Origin of the sequence: Streptococcus jiangnanensis, from assembly GCF_040888325.1 — a bacterium.
GTDB classification, from domain to species: Bacteria; Bacillota; Bacilli; order Lactobacillales; family Streptococcaceae; genus Streptococcus; species Streptococcus jiangnanensis.
Genome location: NZ_JBFNFF010000001.1, coordinates 431,550 through 447,184, shown reverse-complemented (window position 1 = coordinate 447,184; position 15,635 = coordinate 431,550). Strand labels below are relative to the sequence as shown.

Annotated in this window: 13 protein-coding genes; 3 read left to right on the top strand and 10 right to left on the bottom strand. The window is 44.0% G+C overall.

The annotated features are described in order from the left end of the window. The first annotated feature begins 39 nt into the window (after positions 1–39). Positions 40–657, top strand: a complete 618-nt coding sequence (locus AB2B49_RS02020) for a TVP38/TMEM64 family protein (RefSeq protein WP_000077675.1) — start codon at positions 40–42, stop codon at positions 655–657. A 324-nt stretch (positions 658–981) separates the two neighbouring features. On the opposite strand, the gene scrK is transcribed toward AB2B49_RS02020, so the two are convergent. Both scrK and AB2B49_RS02010 read right to left on the bottom strand, forming a co-directional pair. Continuing rightward, a complete protein-coding gene (scrK, locus tag AB2B49_RS02015) occupies positions 982–1,869 on the bottom strand; it encodes a fructokinase ScrK (RefSeq protein ID WP_049504749.1) in 888 nt (295 codons plus the stop codon). 158 nt (positions 1,870–2,027) lie between these two features. Beyond that, a complete protein-coding gene (locus AB2B49_RS02010; protein ID WP_049477898.1) occupies positions 2,028–3,932 on the bottom strand; it encodes a sucrose-specific PTS transporter subunit IIBC in 1,905 nt (634 codons plus the stop codon). A gap of 376 nt (positions 3,933–4,308) precedes the next feature. Between AB2B49_RS02010 and AB2B49_RS02005 the strand changes: the two genes are divergently transcribed. Continuing rightward, the gene (locus tag AB2B49_RS02005) at positions 4,309–5,763 is read left to right on the top strand and encodes a sucrose-6-phosphate hydrolase (protein WP_049504751.1); all 1,455 of its coding nucleotides are present in this window, start codon (positions 4,309–4,311) and stop codon (positions 5,761–5,763) included. Then, complete coding sequence (locus tag AB2B49_RS02000; protein ID WP_033606002.1) at positions 5,744–6,709, top strand: LacI family DNA-binding transcriptional regulator; 966 nt, start codon at positions 5,744–5,746, stop codon at positions 6,707–6,709. The genes AB2B49_RS02005 and AB2B49_RS02000 overlap by 20 nt, the downstream gene beginning before the upstream one ends. Positions 6,710–6,860: 151 nt before the next feature. Here AB2B49_RS02000 and AB2B49_RS01995 read toward each other — a convergent pair whose 3' ends face one another. The 8 genes from AB2B49_RS01995 to fmt all read right to left on the bottom strand — a co-directional run bounded on the left by AB2B49_RS01995 (position 6,861) and on the right by fmt (position 15,624). Further along, positions 6,861–8,135, bottom strand: a complete 1,275-nt coding sequence (locus AB2B49_RS01995) for a hydroxymethylglutaryl-CoA reductase, degradative (protein ID WP_320691879.1) — start codon at positions 8,133–8,135, stop codon at positions 6,861–6,863. Further along, positions 8,135–9,307: a hydroxymethylglutaryl-CoA synthase gene (locus AB2B49_RS01990; RefSeq protein WP_320691894.1), complete on the bottom strand. Its 1,173-nt coding sequence runs from the start codon at positions 9,305–9,307 to the stop codon at positions 8,135–8,137. The genes AB2B49_RS01995 and AB2B49_RS01990 overlap by 1 nt, the downstream gene beginning before the upstream one ends. 118 nt (positions 9,308–9,425) lie before the next feature. After that, positions 9,426–9,881 carry a threonine/serine exporter family protein gene (locus AB2B49_RS01985; RefSeq protein ID WP_000176907.1) on the bottom strand — a complete coding sequence of 152 codons (456 nt, stop codon included), beginning with the start codon at positions 9,879–9,881 and terminating at the stop codon, positions 9,426–9,428. 1 nt (position 9,882) lies between these two features. After that, complete coding sequence (locus AB2B49_RS01980; protein ID WP_049504757.1) at positions 9,883–10,641, bottom strand: threonine/serine exporter family protein; 759 nt, start codon at positions 10,639–10,641, stop codon at positions 9,883–9,885. An 87-nt stretch (positions 10,642–10,728) separates the two neighbouring features. Then, entirely contained in the window at positions 10,729–12,630 is a 1,902-nt protein-coding gene (gene pknB / locus AB2B49_RS01975) for a Stk1 family PASTA domain-containing Ser/Thr kinase (RefSeq protein WP_320691878.1), read from the bottom strand. Beyond that, on the bottom strand, positions 12,627–13,367 hold the full coding sequence (locus tag AB2B49_RS01970) for a Stp1/IreP family PP2C-type Ser/Thr phosphatase (protein WP_000401527.1): 741 nt from the start codon (positions 13,365–13,367) through the stop codon (positions 12,627–12,629). Before AB2B49_RS01970 ends, pknB begins: the two co-directional genes overlap by 4 nt. Positions 13,368–13,382: 15 nt before the next feature. Then, positions 13,383–14,696, bottom strand: a complete 1,314-nt coding sequence (rsmB, locus tag AB2B49_RS01965) for a 16S rRNA (cytosine(967)-C(5))-methyltransferase RsmB (protein ID WP_320691877.1) — start codon at positions 14,694–14,696, stop codon at positions 13,383–13,385. Continuing rightward, positions 14,689–15,624 carry a methionyl-tRNA formyltransferase gene (gene fmt, locus AB2B49_RS01960; RefSeq protein WP_049504761.1) on the bottom strand — a complete coding sequence of 312 codons (936 nt, stop codon included), beginning with the start codon at positions 15,622–15,624 and terminating at the stop codon, positions 14,689–14,691. Before fmt ends, rsmB begins: the two co-directional genes overlap by 8 nt. Positions 15,625–15,635: the final 11 nt, after the last annotated feature.

Here is a 15,635-nt window from a genome sequence, read left to right as displayed (position 1 = left end):
TATGGTATAGTAGAATCATACTATCTATAAGGAGTTTCTATGTCACAGCATAAGCAAATGAAAGCTGTTTCTCCCCTTCTACAGCAAGTCATCAATATCTCATCTATCGTCGGGGGAGTCGGCACCTTGATTTTCTGTATTTGGGCCTATCAGGCGGGTGTTTTACAATCAAAGGAAACCCTATCAGCCTTTATCCAGCAAGCTGGAGTCTGGGGGCCACCACTCTTTATCTTTTTACAGATCCTACAAACTGTTGTTCCGATTATTCCGGGAGCTTTGACCTCAGTGGCTGGGGTCTTTATTTACGGCCACATCATCGGAACCATCTACAACTATATCGGCATCGTGATTGGCTGTGCCATTATCTTTTACCTGGTACGCCTCTACGGAGCTGCCTTTGTCCAGTCCGTCGTCAGCAAGCGTACCTATGACAAGTACATTGGTTGGCTAGATAAGGGTAATCGTTTCGAGCGGTTCTTTATCTTTATGATGATCTGGCCAGTTAGCCCAGCTGACTTTCTCTGTATGCTGGCTGCCCTCACCAAGATGACCTTCAAGCGCTATATGATTATCATCATTCTGACCAAGCCCTTTACCCTAGTGGTTTATACTTATGGTTTGACCTATATTATTGATTTCTTCTGGCAGATGTTTTGAGAATAGAAAAATCCGTTTGGTTTCCCAAGCGGACTTTTAGAACATAAATAGAAAATAGCCTGATACTAAATATACTTTGGTATGGAAATCATGCCTATTTTTCGATAGTGAATCGAGGACTTACCTAGCCTTTCTGCCGTGATAAAAACACCTGAAATCTAATGGTTTCAGGTGTTCGGAAACTTTGAGACATTAGGCTCAAAGTTTAGGTATGGAATTTCGAAGAAAGTCGCTACCGTCCGTCATCACTTAAGGAAAGGCTCAAAAAAAATTGTCTTCAAAGAAAACATCCGTTTGGTTTCCCAAGCGGATGTTTTGTTTATTTTATTTTGAAACACTCTTAGCAAGGACAAAGTTCCCAAGTGTGGCAGAACCATTGCCTGCGACTGCTGGAGTCACGATATAGTCACGTACGTCTGGTACTGGTAGGTATCCATTTAGAAGAGCTGTAAATTTCTCACGTACACGGTCCAGCATGTGTTGTTGGGCCATAACGCCACCACCAAAGACGATGACGTCTGGACGGAAAGTCACTGTAGCATTGACCGCAGCCTGAGCGATGTAGTAGGCTTGAACATCCCAGACAGAACTGTTGAGTTCGATGTTTTCACCACGAATACCTGTACGAGCTTCTAGACTTGGTCCAGCCGCAAAGCCTTCCAAACAACCCTTATGGAAAGGACAGACGCCGTTAAATTCTTTTTCTACATCCATTGGGTGTTTAGCCACATAGTAGTGACCCATCTCAGGGTGACCGACACCTCCGATAAACTCACCACGTTGGATAACACCTGCACCAATCCCTGTACCGATCGTGTAGTAAACCAAGTTTTCGATACGACCACCAGCATTGTTACGAGCAACTACTTCACCATAGGCAGAGCTATTTACGTCAGTGGTGAAATACATGGGTACGTTGAGGGCACGACGTAGGGCACCAAGTAGGTCTACATTTGCCCAGTGAGGTTTTGGAGTCGTTGTGATAAAGCCATAGGTTTTTGAGTTTTTGTCGATATCAATAGGACCAAAGGAACCGATGGCAAGGCCTGCAAGATTATCGAATTTAGAAAAGAATTCGATGGTTTTATCGATAGTCTCGATAGGAGTTGTTGTTGGAAATTGTGTTTTTTCTACAATGTTAAAATTTTCATCTCCGACAGCACAGACAAACTTTGTACCGCCCGCTTCTAAGCTTCCATATAATTTTGTCATGATAAACCTCTTATCTTTGTTTTCTCTATTATAGCACATTTTAAAGGGCTAGATTTCTCAATATTTTAGATTTTCCTCTGTAAATCTTACCATTCAAGCAAAAACGAACAAACATGTCATTTGTTCGTTTTGTTTTTAGATTTGATTTTTGAAGAGGATTAGGCTTTCACTTCGATGATCGCGTCGCCCTTGACAACTGAACCACTTGCGACTGGTGTCACAGAAGCGTAGTCAGCCGTGTTTGTAACGATAACCATTGTTGTATCATCAAGACCTGCAGCAGCGATTTTGTTTGAGTCAAAGGTTCCAAGAACATCACCAGCTTTAACCTTGTCGCCTTGAGAAACTTTTTGTTCAAATCCTTCACCGTTCATAGTCACCGTATCGATACCAACGTGGATCAAGATTTCAGCTCCGTTTGCTGTCTTCAAACCATAAGCATGTCCTGTAGCAAAGGCGATTGATACTTCTGCATCAGCTGGTGCGTAAACCACGCCTTGGCTTGGTTTTACAGCGATCCCTTGTCCCATTGCACCACTTGAAAAGACTGGATCATCAACATTCTCAAGAGCAACTACGTCCCCAACGATTGGAGTTTGGATTGTTTCATTTTGAGGAGCTACTGGAATTTCTTCATTTGCCTCTGTAGCTTCTTCAGAAACTGTTTCTTCTGCCACTTCTGTTTCTTCTTTATAACCAAAAGCATAAGTCAATCCGAAACCAAGGGCAGTTGTTACTAGGACCATAAAGATATACTGGAGAAGTTGACCATTGATGTAGAGAAGTGTTCCAGGAATGATCGTAATACCAAAGCTAGTACCTGCCAAACCTAGAATGTTTGCTAACCAACCACCCGCAGCACCGGCGATAAGCCCCATGATAAATGGTTTACCATAGCGAAGATTGATACCAAAAATAGCTGGTTCAGTGATACCAAGTCCAGCAGAAAGAGCAGCTGGGAAGGCAAGAGCTTTAATTTTTGGATTCTTTGTTTTCACACCAACAGCAAGAGTTGCTCCAAGTTGAGCAGTCATAGCTGCTGTAATAATAGCATTAAGAGGATCTGAACCTGTAGAAGTAACTAGGTTAGACTCCAATAGATTGAAGATATGGTGAACACCCGTAACGACGATAACCTGATGAACACCACCAAGGATTAATCCACCTAGACCCATTGGGAGACTGAGCAACCAAACAGTAGCGACTTTGACGTAGCTTTCAACTTCATGGAATACAGGTCCAATGACAAACAAGGCCAAAATAGACATTACTAAGAAAGTCAAGAATGGTACAAGGAGTAAGTCTAATACATCTGGAATACGCTTACGGAGCCACTTTTCAAGTTTCGCACCGGTCAATCCGACGAAGAAAGCAGGTAAAACTGAGTTCTGATATCCGACAACTTTGATAAAGCCGAAGAAGATAATTGGTTGAGCATCACCTGAAGCAACAGCCCAAGCATTTGGCAAGGATGAGTTAACCATCATCAATCCTAAGACTAAACCAAGCAAAGGATTTCCACCGAATACACGAAAGGCTGACCAACAGATCAAGGCTGGGAAAAAGGCGAAGGCCGTATCTGTCAATACAACTGAATAAGTATAGAAGTTTGTTGCTTTAAAGGCTTCTGCAGTTGTTCCAAACAAAGCCAAAACTTGATCTTGAACAATAGCCCCACGAATTCCCATAAACAAACCAGTCGCAACGATTGCTGGCAAAAGTGGTACAAAAACGTCACCGAAAGTACGGATTGCACGTTGGAACCAGTTTCCCTGTTTACCAGCTTCTGCTTTCATATCTTCTTTAGAAGATGTTGGCAAACCAAGTGCAACCACTTCGTCGTACATCTTGTTTACTGTACCAGTACCAAAGATGATTTGGTATTGGCCTGAGTTAAAGAAAGCTCCTTGAACTTTATCCAAGTTCTCAATCACTTCCTTCTTGATTTTCCCTTCATCTTTGACCATGACACGTAGACGAGTTGCACAGTGGGCTACACTGTTGACATTATCACGTCCACCAAGGGCTTCGATGACCTTTTTTGCAATATCCTGATTGTTCATTTGCAAAAATCTCCTTATAAAATTTTGTTCTTGTTTGAAAGCGATTTTATTCGCCCTACGACTATTATTTTATCACGTTTCTAAAATATGTCAAGCGTTTTGCAGAATTTTTTATTTTTCTCCTCTTCTTTATATTCCTTTATGATAGTTTTTGACTGAGTTCTCCTATTTACTCATAAAAATATCTTGTTATTAGAGGGTTCAAAGCTTTTATTTTTCATTTTCTTTCATTTTTTCGTGAAAGTTAGCTGAATCCTCTTCTTTTATTTTATGATAATCGTTTGACATTTTTTGCTATTTTTTAACATAAAAGACTTGCTTTTTTGGTCGAAAACGGTTACTATTAAGATAGCAGAACTTATGGAGGAAAGATAAAATGGAATGGACAACCGAGCGCCGTTACAGACGCTATGAAAACTGGTCTAATGATGAAATCAAGCAAATCAAGGAAAAGATGGCACAATCTCCTTGGCATACTCGTTACCATGTCGAGCCTAAAATGGGCCTTCTCAATGATCCAAATGGTTTTTCTTATTTTGATGGCAAATGGATTCTCTTTTACCAAAACTTCCCCTTCGGTGCAGCCCATGGGTTGAAGTCTTGGGTGCAGCTTGAAAGTGATGATTTAGTGCACTTTACAGAAACTGGAGTCAAAATTTTGCCAGATACTCCATTAGATAGCCACGGTGCCTACTCTGGTTCTGCCATGCAGTTCGGCGATCAGTTGTTCCTATTTTATACTGGAAATGTCCGTGATGAAAACTGGATCCGTCACCCCTACCAGATTGGGGCTTTGATGGATAAAGATGGCAAAATTACAAAGATTGACAAGATCTTGATTGACCAGCCAGCAGACTCTACTGACCACTTCCGCGATCCGCAAATTTTTAACTTTAAAGGTCAATATTATGCCATCGTCGGTGGACAGGACTTGGAGAAAAAAGGCTTCGTCCGTCTCTATAAGGCTATAGATAATGACTACACCAACTGGCAAGCGATTGGTGACCTTGACTTTGCTAACGACCGCACTGCCTACATGATGGAATGTCCAAATCTGGTCTTTGTAGAGGAGCAACCTGTCCTTCTCTACTGCCCACAAGGATTAGATAAGGCTGTTCTAGACTATGACAATATCTATCCAAACATGTGCAAAATCGGGGCTTCCTTTGATCCTGAAAATACCAAAATGGTCGATGTGTCTCCATTGCAAAATCTAGACTATGGTTTTGAAGCCTATGCAACGCAAGCCTTCAACGCTCCAGATGGACGTGCACTAGCAGTAAGTTGGCTTGGGTTACCAGATGTTTCTTACCCATCTGACTGTTTTGACCACCAAGGAACCTTCTCATTGGTCAAAGAACTCACTATCAAAGATGGCAAACTCTACCAATATCCTGTCGCAGCCATCAAAGAACTTCGTTCTTCTGAAGAGGGCTTCTCAAATCGTACCCAAACCAATAATACCTATGAACTCGAGCTCAACTTGGAGGCCAATAGCCAAAGCGAGATTGTCTTACTTGCTGATAAAGAAGGCAAGGGGCTTTCAATCAACTTTGACCTTGTCAATGGACAGGTGACAGTGGATCGTAGTCAGGCTGGTGAACAGTACGCCCAAGAATTTGGTACAACTCGTTCTTGCCCTATCGATAACCAAGCTACTACTGCCACTATCTTCATCGACAAGTCAGTCTTTGAAATTTTCATCAATAAAGGAGAAAAAGTATTTTCTGGTCGTGTCTTCCCACATGCGAACCAAAATGGTATCCTGATCAAGTCTGGAAACCCAACTGGAACTTACTATGAATTAGATTATGGTCGCAAAACTAACTGATGTCGCAAAACTTGCAGGCGTCAGCCCTACTACCGTCTCACGGGTCATCAATAAAAAGGGGTATCTATCTGAGAAAACCATTCAAAAGGTTAATGAAGCCATGCGAGAATTGGGCTACAAGCCCAATAATCTGGCTCGAAGCCTCCAAGGAAAATCTGCCAAGTTGATTGGACTTATTTTTCCAAACATCAGTCACGTCTTTTATGCGGAGTTGATTGACAAATTGGAACACCAACTCTTCAAAAATGGCTACAAGACCATCATCTGTAACAGCGAACACGACTCTGAAAAAGAACGGGAGTACATTGAAATGCTGGAGGCCAACCAGGTCGATGGTATCATTTCTGGAAGTCACAACTTGGGAATCGAAGACTACAATCGTGTGACGGCACCGATTATTTCCTTTGACCGAAACTTGTCTCCAGACATCCCTGTTGTCTCCTCTGATAACTACGGCGGCGGGGTCCTCGCAGCCCAAACCTTGGTCAAGACAGGCGCCCAGTCTATCATTATGATTACAGGGAATGACAACTCGAACTCACCTACTGGACTGCGCCATGCTGGTTTTGCATCGGTTCTCCCGAAAGCGCCTATTATCAATGTTTCGAGTGACTTTTCTCCCGTCAGAAAAGAAATGGAAATCAAGAATATCTTGACCCATCAGAAACCAGATGCGATTTTTGCTTCGGATGATTTGACAGCTATCCTGGTTATCAAAATCGCTCAAGAGCTGGGAATTTCTGTTCCTGAAGAGCTCAAGGTCATCGGCTATGATGGAACTTACTTTATCGAGAACTACTATCCTCACCTGACAACGATTAAGCAACCTATGAAAGAGATTGCCCACCTCACTGTCGATCTCCTCTTGCAGAAGATTGAAGGCAAGGAAGTTGCAACAACTGGTTACTTTTTACCCGTCACCCTATTACCAGGAAAAAGTATTTAATACTCTTCGAAAATCTCTTTAAATCACGTCAGCGTCCATCTACAACCTCAAAACAGTGTTTTGAGCAGCTTACGGCTAGCTTCCTAGTTTGCTTTTTGATTTTCATTGAGTATAAACACAAGAAAACTCAGACGAATTCGTCTGAGTTTTTTTATGATCTTAAGTTTTCGAGATAGCGCTGGGCTGTCTCTAAGTTAAAGGTTTTATCTGCGATGAGGCGCTCAACGAGGGGAGCAACTTCGGACTCACTAGCACCAGCTAGGAGAGCTAAGGATTTGGCCTGTAATTTCATGTGGCCTTGCTGGATGCCCGTACTTACCAAGGCTTTGAGGGCCGCAAAGTTTTGGGCAAGACCGATGGACACGATAATCTGAGCCAATTCCTTAGCTGAAGGATTTCCCAGTAGTTCATGACTGAGGGCTACACGAGGGTTGAGACCGATAGAGCCACCCTTGGTCGCTACCGGCATAGGTAAGGTCATCTCACCGACCAATTCTTCTGAGTCCCTATCTAGACTCCATCGACTAAGGCCTTGATAACGTCCATCTCGACTGGCAAAGGCATGAGCCCCAGCTTCGATGGCCCGCCAGTCATTACCCGTGGCAATCAAAATGGCATCGATACCATTAAAAATTCCTTTATTATGGGTAGCCGCTCGGTAGGGATCAACCTGCGCAAACTGGCTAGCCAAAGCTATTTTCTCCGCAATTTCTCGTCCTTGGTCCCTTTGAGGGCTCAAGTAGCGAAAGGCGATACGACAGCTTGCAGTCACCAGAGAATCGGTCGCGTAGTTGGACAAAATTCCCATGAGACTCTGTCCCTGACTGAGTTCTTCTAAGACTGGTTTCAAAGCCTCCAGCATGGTGTTGAGCATATTGGCTCCCATGGCTTCCTGAGTATCGACATGGAGATAGACAACGAGAAAGTCTGTTTCTCCCTTGATCTGCTCTACATGCAAATCACGCGCCCCGCCACCACGTTTGACGATAGAAGGATAGGCTTGATTGGCAAGTTCCAAGAGCTCCACTTTCTTGTTGGCAATCTTCTCTTGCGCTTTTTCAGGTTCAGCAACTTGATAAAGGGCTACCTGACCGATCATCTGGCGCTGATGTACTTGAGCAGTAAAGCCACCTGACCGTTTGATGATTTTGCTGGCATAGCTGGCTGCAGCAACCACAGACGGTTCTTCTGTCACATAGGGAACTGTGTAGTCCTGACCGTTCACCACAAGCTCTGGAATGATGGAATAAGGCAGAGAAAAAGTTCCCACCACATTCTCACTCAGCTGGTCTGCAACAGCCAAGCTGACTTGTTCATCCTGCTCGAGACTGGTTTGCCTTTCAGGACTAAGGAGCGCCTGAGCTTTCAGCAACTCCAGGCGCTCATGGTATGATTTTTTAGAAAATCCATTCCAACTTAACTTCATTATTTTTCAACCTTGCTATAACGGCGTTGGTGGTCGACAATTTCAACCAAGGCATAGTCTTGATTTTCATAAGCTGTAAATTGGGCTGAACCAGATTCATCCAACTGCACCTCTTCGAAAAAGACTTTTTCATAGTCTGCAACAGACAATGCTGTACGTTGTTTGAGTTTGCTCAAGCGCTCTTTGTCGAGATAGGCCTCATAGCCTTCGACCAGCTCTCCACTAAAGAACTCTGAAACCGCTCCACTTCCGTAACTGTAGAGGGCAATTTTATCTCCAGCCTTCAAAGTCTCTGCATTTTCCAAAAGAGAGAGGAGGCCGAGAAAGAGGGAACCTGTGTAGATATTCCCAATCATCTGACTATAGAGAATGGACTTGTCAAAGTTCTCTTGCAAACTATCCTGTTTTTCTTTAGACAAAGTTTTGTCCATCATCTTGCGCAAGCCTTTTAAGGCTAACTTAGGATAAGGCAAGTGGAAGCAGATAGCCGCAAAGTCATCCATAGTCCAATCATAGCGTTTCTTGTATTCATCCCAAGTCGTTGTCAGGCAATCAAGATACTGTTGGGTCGAGTACATGCCGTTTACATAAGGAGTGCTTGAATAGTTCGGACGCCAGAAATCCATGATGTCGCGCGTTTGGGCAACATTATCATTGTTAAAGGCCATAATGCGCGGATTCTGGGTGATCAACATCGCCACACTTCCAGCACCCTGAGTTGGCTCACCAGGAGTTCCCACACCATACTTGGCAATATCACTGGCAATGACTAGGACTTTTGATTCTGGTGAATTCTCCACATGCAATTTAGCATAATGAAGGGCAGCTGTCGCTCCATAGCAGGCTTCTTTGATTTCAAAGCTCCGAGCGAAAGGCTGAATGCCTAACAAGCCATGAACAAAGACTGCCGCTGCCTTACTCTGGTCAATCCCTGACTCGGTCGCCACGATGACCATATCGATTTCTTCTTTTTCTTTGTCTGTTAAAATAGAGTTGCTTGCACTAGCAGCCAAGGTAACAATGTCCTCAGTCAGTGGCGCAATACTAATTTCATTTAACAAGAGGCCCTTGCTAAATTTTTCGGGGTCAACTCCCCTCGCTTCTGCTAAGTCTTGTAATTTCAAGACATAGTGACTGGTCGCGAAACCAATCTTATCAATACCGATTGTCATATTTACCTCTGTTTTTTCATTCATTGTAAAAAATCGTTTCATTCTATTTTATCACAAATAGGAACAAAAGAGAGAAAAAAGACTTGATTCAACAAATCAAGTCTTTGCTTTGATTGTATTAGGAAGAGATTCCTCGTTGTTTTCGGATGTAGTAATAAAGCTTTAGAATTACCGTTCCACTTGCCATTCCAATAGAAATAACAAGAGCTAACATAACCACCAAAGTCGCGCTAGCAATTGCATGGCTGTAATCGCCTGTCACAAAGAAAGCTGTCGTTCGATAGGATAAATAACCTGGCACCAAGGGAGCAAGAATGGCCAAGACAAAAACTACCGCTGGTGTCTTATAGACAATACTTAAAATCTGACTGATGCAAGAGCCAATTACTGCTGCGATAAAGGTCGCAATAATAACATTGGTTGGTTCTTTGAGCACGAGATAGAGGAGCCAAACGCCCATTCCCAAAACACCACCAGGTAGGAGCATGGAGCGTTGAACATTCAGTACGATTAGAAAGGTGATAATGGCGAGTAAACTCGCCACTGCTTGGAGCAAAATACTTGTTAGAGTCATCTTATGTCATCAAAACCAGGGCGACAGATGTGCCTGCCCCTAAAGCGAGGGTAATGAGCAAAGATTCAAACATCTTGCTCATACCAGAGTTGATATGGTTGGTCATGATATCCCGTACCGCATTTGTCAGAGCAATCCCTGGAACAAAAGGCATGACCGCTCCTGCTATGATTAGGTCTGCCGTCGAAGGAAATCCTGTGTAGCGGGCCCAGAACTGGGCGATCAATCCGAAAACAAAGGCACCCGCAAAGGCCGTTACAAAAGGAATGCGGATAAACTTCTCTACGTAGAGAGAGAAGGCAAATCCAAATAAGGTCGCAATAGCTGCGCCAAAAGCGTCATAGACATTGCCCCCAAACATAATCGAGAAGAAAGGGGCACTGAGGGTCGCTGCTACGGTCACTTGGAACTTGGTATAAGGTAAGGCTTGATTGCCGATTTCTTTCAGCTTTTTAAAGGCTGTTGAGAGATTGATTTTACCGCCCACAAGCTCCCGTGATACTTGGTTGACATCACAGACTTTTTCAATGTTATAAGAGGACGAGGTTACCCGTTTCATCCGAGAAATATTGGTGTTTTCAATCGAAAAGAAAATAGCTGCGGGCATGGCAAGAACATTGCAATCCACTATTCCCTGTGAATGGGCAATGCGAATCATGGTGTCCTCAACCCGATGAATCTCCGAACCACTTTTCAAGAGAATGGTTCCAGCTAGCATAATCACATCAATGACAGCATTTAACTCTCTCGATTCGTCCATTTTCTCCTCCTTTTTCCTACTTCCTATATTTTATCACAAAATCTTGTGAAAAAAAATCTTTGTCATGAAATCATGACAAAGATTCGTTTAATCTCGAGAACTTTCGTGAGTTCCTTCACTATTGGATGAACTGCTAGAAGGAGTATTCCCTTGTTGATTTCCTTGTTGGTTCCCCTGGTTTGGACTTGTAGGAGAACCCTGGTTCCCACGTTGGGCAGGGTTAGAGGATGAAGTTGATGGTGGTGTTTTTGGTTTGTAGATAGAAAGTTTGATACGCGTACTTGCAAGATCAACCTGTTCTCCTGCTCTTGGCGTTTGACTTACAACAGTTCCTTCTGCCGTTCCTTCAGGAGCAGTCGATACTTCTACAACCTCAATATTTGCTTCCTTCACACCGACAATCTGAGTCAAGTTATTCTTTGTAAACTCGAGGCTTGAACCGATGTAGTTCGGCATGCTGACACTAGTCACCTTCTTAGCTACTGTTAAGGTAATCGTAGTAGCTTTTGAGAGATCATAAGTCGAACCCGAAGCAGGAGTCTGTCTAAGGATGGTTCCAGGTTCACTTTCGCTGGATTCTTCCTCTTCCATCTTGATTAGATTTTCAGGAACCTTCTTCTCCTTGAGTTCAGCTACAACTTCCGTATACTTACGTCCGACATAATTGCTCAATTGGAAGGATTGCTTCCCAGAAGAAACGATCAAATTAACCTTGGTTCCTTCTTTTCGACCACTACCAGCTTCTGGATCCGTTCGAATAACACGTCCTTGCGCTACTGTATCGCTGGCCTCTGACTTTTCTTCACCGGCTTCAAACTTGGATTTTTTGAGTGCTTCTTTGGCCTCTGCAACAGTTTGTCCAGCCACATCAGGAATGGGAATCGTTGCAGGTGTTCTAGACAAAATCCAGATTAAAGAGGCTGCAACCAATAGAAGACTGGCCAAAAGAATCATATAGCGAGCCTTAAACTTCCGTTTCTTAGCTGGCTTTGGCGCTGGAGCCGGCTCTGCCACTGGTTGAGTTGGTTTCTTTGGCTGAGGGCGTTCTTCCTGCGCCGGAGCTTTAGGAATCGATGTCAGTGTACTTTGTGGAACTTTAGGTAAAGTCTTAGTGTCTGCCTTACTCGCATCGTCAAAGACCAGTTTCGGTTCATTCCGACGATTATAAGACAAGCTAGTTGACAAGTCCACATACATTTCTGAAACAGACTGATAACGGTCTGACAGCTTCTTAGCAGTCGCCTTGATGACAACATTTTCTAAAGCCTGAGGGACAGATGGGTTTTCAGCTATGACGGACGGAAGTGGCTTCTGGAAATGCTGGAGGGCAATCGTAACCGCGCTATCCCCATCATAAGGGATATGTCCCGTCAGCATTTCATAGAAGATAATCCCCATTGCATAGATATCACTCTGGAAGGTCGCTTTAGATCCACGTGCTTGCTCAGGTGACAAATAATGAACAGAGCCTAACATTGAGTTGGTCTGGGTCAGACTGGTTTCCGCAAAGGCTACGGCAATCCCAAAGTCCGTGACCTTAGCTGTGCCGTCAGGTGTCAAGAGGATATTTTGAGGTTTCAAATCTCGGTGAACGATTCCTCGAGTATGGGCTAAACGCATGGCCAAGAGGATTTGTCCCATGATCCGAACTGCTTCTTCGTTTGAAAGAGGATAGTGTTCTTTGATATAACGCTTGAGGTCAAGGCCTGCTACGTATTCCATAGCTAGGTACTGTTGACCGTCTTCCTCACCAATATCTGTTATCCGAACGATATGAGGATGGTCCAGATCCGCCATGGCTCTCGCTTCACGTTGGAAACGTGCCACAGCAATCGGGTCCGTCTGGTAGTTGGTCCTCAGGACCTTCACTGCCACTTCTTCCCCGTCTAGGATCAAATCCTTGGCCAAGTAAACATCTGCCATGCCTCCTCGACCAATCTGCTTGACAATCCGATACCGCCCGGCAAAAATCTTGCCGATTTGGATCATTCTGCTGCCTCCTCGTTCATGTAAACAAGGGCAACCGTAATGTTGTCTAAACCTCCTGCATTGTTAGCGAAGCGAATAAGGGTTGCCGCCTTGTCTGCTAGGGAAATATCACTGGTTACGATATCATAAATCTCGCTTGCCGAAATCATATTGGTCAAGCCGTCACTATTGAGCAAGAGATAATCTCCTGACTCCAGTGTAATCATCCCAAAATCTGGCTGGATTTCATCTTTTTGCCCGATGGACTGGGTAATGATATTCTTTTGAGGGTGAGTTTCTGCTTCTTCTGGAGTCAATTGACCAGCCTTGAGCAATTCATTGACCAAAGAATGGTCACTGGTCAACTGGTGGTATTCTTCTCCACGAATCAAACCGATACGAGAATCTCCAATGTGAGCATAGATGGCTTGGTTGTCAATAAAAGCAACAGCTTCTAGCGTTGTTCCCATGCCTCTGTATGCTTCGTCCTGACCTAGTTGGTGAATTTTTTGATTTTCAATCTCCAGGTAGTGGGCAAACCACTCACGAACTTCATTGACTGAGTCGATTTGGGTATCCACCCAAGCCACACCGAGATCTGTGACCGCCATCTCACTAGCGATATTACCTGCACGGTGGCCTCCCATCCCGTCAGCCAAGATGATCATAGTGCGTCCTGCTCGGTTGACAAAGTGATTGACATAGTCCTGATTATTTGTCCGTTTCTGACCAACATCTGTTAATAATGCTATTTCCATTGTGTCAGTTCCTTCCTATTCTGATATCTTGCGAAATTGGCTAATGAAGAATCCATCACTTCCATACAATTCTGGAGTAATCAGGATACAGCCATCTTTCAGGATATCTTTACATTCGTGTTCTAGTTTAACCTGCTCGAACTCGGGATGACTTTCTAAAAATGCCTCAACGACTTGAAAGTTCTCCTCCGAGACAATAGTACAGGTACTATACGTTATTATACCACCTTTTCGTAGTGTTTGACAAACACTACCTAATATTTCCAGCTGAATTTCCTGTAAGGAGGTGAAATCTGCCGTTTCTTTATTGTATTTGATGTCTGGTTTGCGACGTAAAAGTCCAATCCCAGAACAGGGAGCATCTACTAGAATCTTATCAAAAGAGTCCCGACCGAAAAACTCATGCACTTTTCTGGCATCCAATTTTTGCGTTTGCACTCGATCTGCCACACCCAGACGTTGGGCGTTTTCTTGGATCAAGTCCAACTTGTGGTCATAAAGATCCAAAGCTGTCACCTTACCAGATGTGAGGTAAGAAGCCATATGGGCTGTCTTTCCACCCGGGGCGGCACAGGCATCTAGAATCTGCTCATGGCCTTGTAAATCAAGAGTGGGAGCAACCAGTTGACTGGATTCGTCTTGGATGGTAATGGCTCCATCCGCAAACAAATCATGGCCTGCAAAGTGGCCTTGCTCCTTGACCAGACCAGTGGCCGCCAAAGGGGAATCAGTCGCCTCTAACAAAGCTTTGATTTCCTCTTTTCGGCTCAAGTTGATCACCCGGATGCTGGCTTTGTTGCGCACCAAGAGACCTTTAAAGATGGCTTGTGCTCGCTCTTCACCGTATTCTTCCTTAAGTTTAGATACTAGCCAAACTGGGAGAGAATAGGTAATGGAATCACGCTTATTTTTTCGTTTGATGCTGTCAATATCTGGCCAACCTTCTCGCAAGATACGACGAAGGACGGCGTTGACTAATTTTTCACTGCCTTTTTTACGGGCTTTGGCTAGATCTACCGCTTCATTAACAACAGCGTGATTAGGAATCTTATCCAGATACCGAAGTTGGTAGGCGCTCAGAAGGAGCAGGGTATAGAGCCAGTTATCTAACTTATCTCTGTCTTGGATAAAGTGGGACAGGTACCATTCCAGAGTCAGTTTTCGGGCTACCGTACCGTAGACAATCTCTGTCACCAAGCCCTTATCTGCTACTGAGAGTTGACTGCCCTTGAGGTGTTTATTTAAGGCAATATTGGAATATGCTTGGTTAACCAAAACATCCTCTAGCACTGCTAGAGCTAGACTTCTAGCCGTTTCTACTTTAGTCACCAAATCGTTCTCCTATAGTCAATGTACGTCCAACTCCGTTGAGGAAGGAAGCAATATCCATCTTAGGTTTGCCTGCTGGCTGCACTTGTTTGAGAGACAAAGCTCCTTCTGCCGTTGCGACAATCAATTCCTTCTTGCCGATAGAGAGGATTTCACCTGGATTACCCTGACCTTCTACTGGCAGGGCTTCATAAATCTTAAAGCGGTCTCCCTTGAGAAAAGTGTGGGCAACAGGCCATGGATTCATGCCTCTAATTTGGTTAAAGAGTTGACGGTTAGTCTTATTCCAGTCCAATTTTTCTTCCTCTGGTTTGATATTTGGCGAGAAAGTGACCTGGCTTGGGTCCTGAGGCACAGGTTTGATCTCCCCAGCAATATAGCCAGGAAGGGTGTCCAAAAGCAAGTCACGACCAACAATGGCTAATTTCTCAAACAAGGTTCCAACATTATCCTCATCAGTGATAGGAATACTGCGACGGGAAATCATATCTCCTGCATCCATTTCCTTAACCATCTCCATAATGGTCACACCAGCTTCCTCATCCCCTTGAATCAAGGCATAATGAATGGGGGCGCCACCACGGTGTTTTGGAAGGAGGGAAGCGTGAACGTTGACTGCAAAGTCCATGCTATCAAGAAGTTTGCTTGGGAGAAACTGCCCAAAAGCAGCGGTCACAATCCCATCCGCTCCTAGCTTCATAATAGCTTCCATCTCTGGGCTTCCAGATAATTTTTCAGGTTGGTAGATGGGAAGGCCTGCTTCTTTGGCAGCCTGCTTGACTGGGGTTTCTTGGATCACTTTTTTACGGCCGACAGCGCGATCTGGCTGGGTCACAACAGCTAGAATCTCGTAACGGTCATCTGATAACAACCCCTTCAAAACTGTCGCTGAAAATTCAGGTGTCCCCATAAAGATTAGTTTTGTCATTTCTTCTCCTC

What these genes read in the sequence shown, in the direction of transcription:
- AB2B49_RS02020 (WP_000077675.1), top strand. Translation starts at nt 40, where the DNA reads ATGTCACAGCATAAGCAAATGAAAGCTGTTTCTCCCCTTCTACAGCAA.
- scrK (WP_049504749.1), bottom strand. Translation starts at nt 1,869, where the DNA reads ATGACAAAATTATATGGAAGCTTAGAAGCGGGCGGTACAAAGTTTGTC.
- AB2B49_RS02010 (WP_049477898.1), bottom strand. Translation starts at nt 3,932, where the DNA reads ATGAACAATCAGGATATTGCAAAAAAGGTCATCGAAGCCCTTGGTGGA.
- AB2B49_RS02005 (WP_049504751.1), top strand. Translation starts at nt 4,309, where the DNA reads ATGGAATGGACAACCGAGCGCCGTTACAGACGCTATGAAAACTGGTCT.
- AB2B49_RS02000 (WP_033606002.1), top strand. Translation starts at nt 5,744, where the DNA reads ATGGTCGCAAAACTAACTGATGTCGCAAAACTTGCAGGCGTCAGCCCT.
- AB2B49_RS01995 (WP_320691879.1), bottom strand. Translation starts at nt 8,135, where the DNA reads ATGAAGTTAAGTTGGAATGGATTTTCTAAAAAATCATACCATGAGCGC.
- AB2B49_RS01990 (WP_320691894.1), bottom strand. Translation starts at nt 9,307, where the DNA reads ATGACAATCGGTATTGATAAGATTGGTTTCGCGACCAGTCACTATGTC.
- AB2B49_RS01985 (WP_000176907.1), bottom strand. Translation starts at nt 9,881, where the DNA reads ATGACTCTAACAAGTATTTTGCTCCAAGCAGTGGCGAGTTTACTCGCC.
- AB2B49_RS01980 (WP_049504757.1), bottom strand. Translation starts at nt 10,641, where the DNA reads ATGGACGAATCGAGAGAGTTAAATGCTGTCATTGATGTGATTATGCTA.
- pknB (WP_320691878.1), bottom strand. Translation starts at nt 12,630, where the DNA reads ATGATCCAAATCGGCAAGATTTTTGCCGGGCGGTATCGGATTGTCAAG.
- AB2B49_RS01970 (WP_000401527.1), bottom strand. Translation starts at nt 13,367, where the DNA reads ATGGAAATAGCATTATTAACAGATGTTGGTCAGAAACGGACAAATAAT.
- fmt (WP_049504761.1), bottom strand. Translation starts at nt 15,624, where the DNA reads ATGACAAAACTAATCTTTATGGGGACACCTGAATTTTCAGCGACAGTT.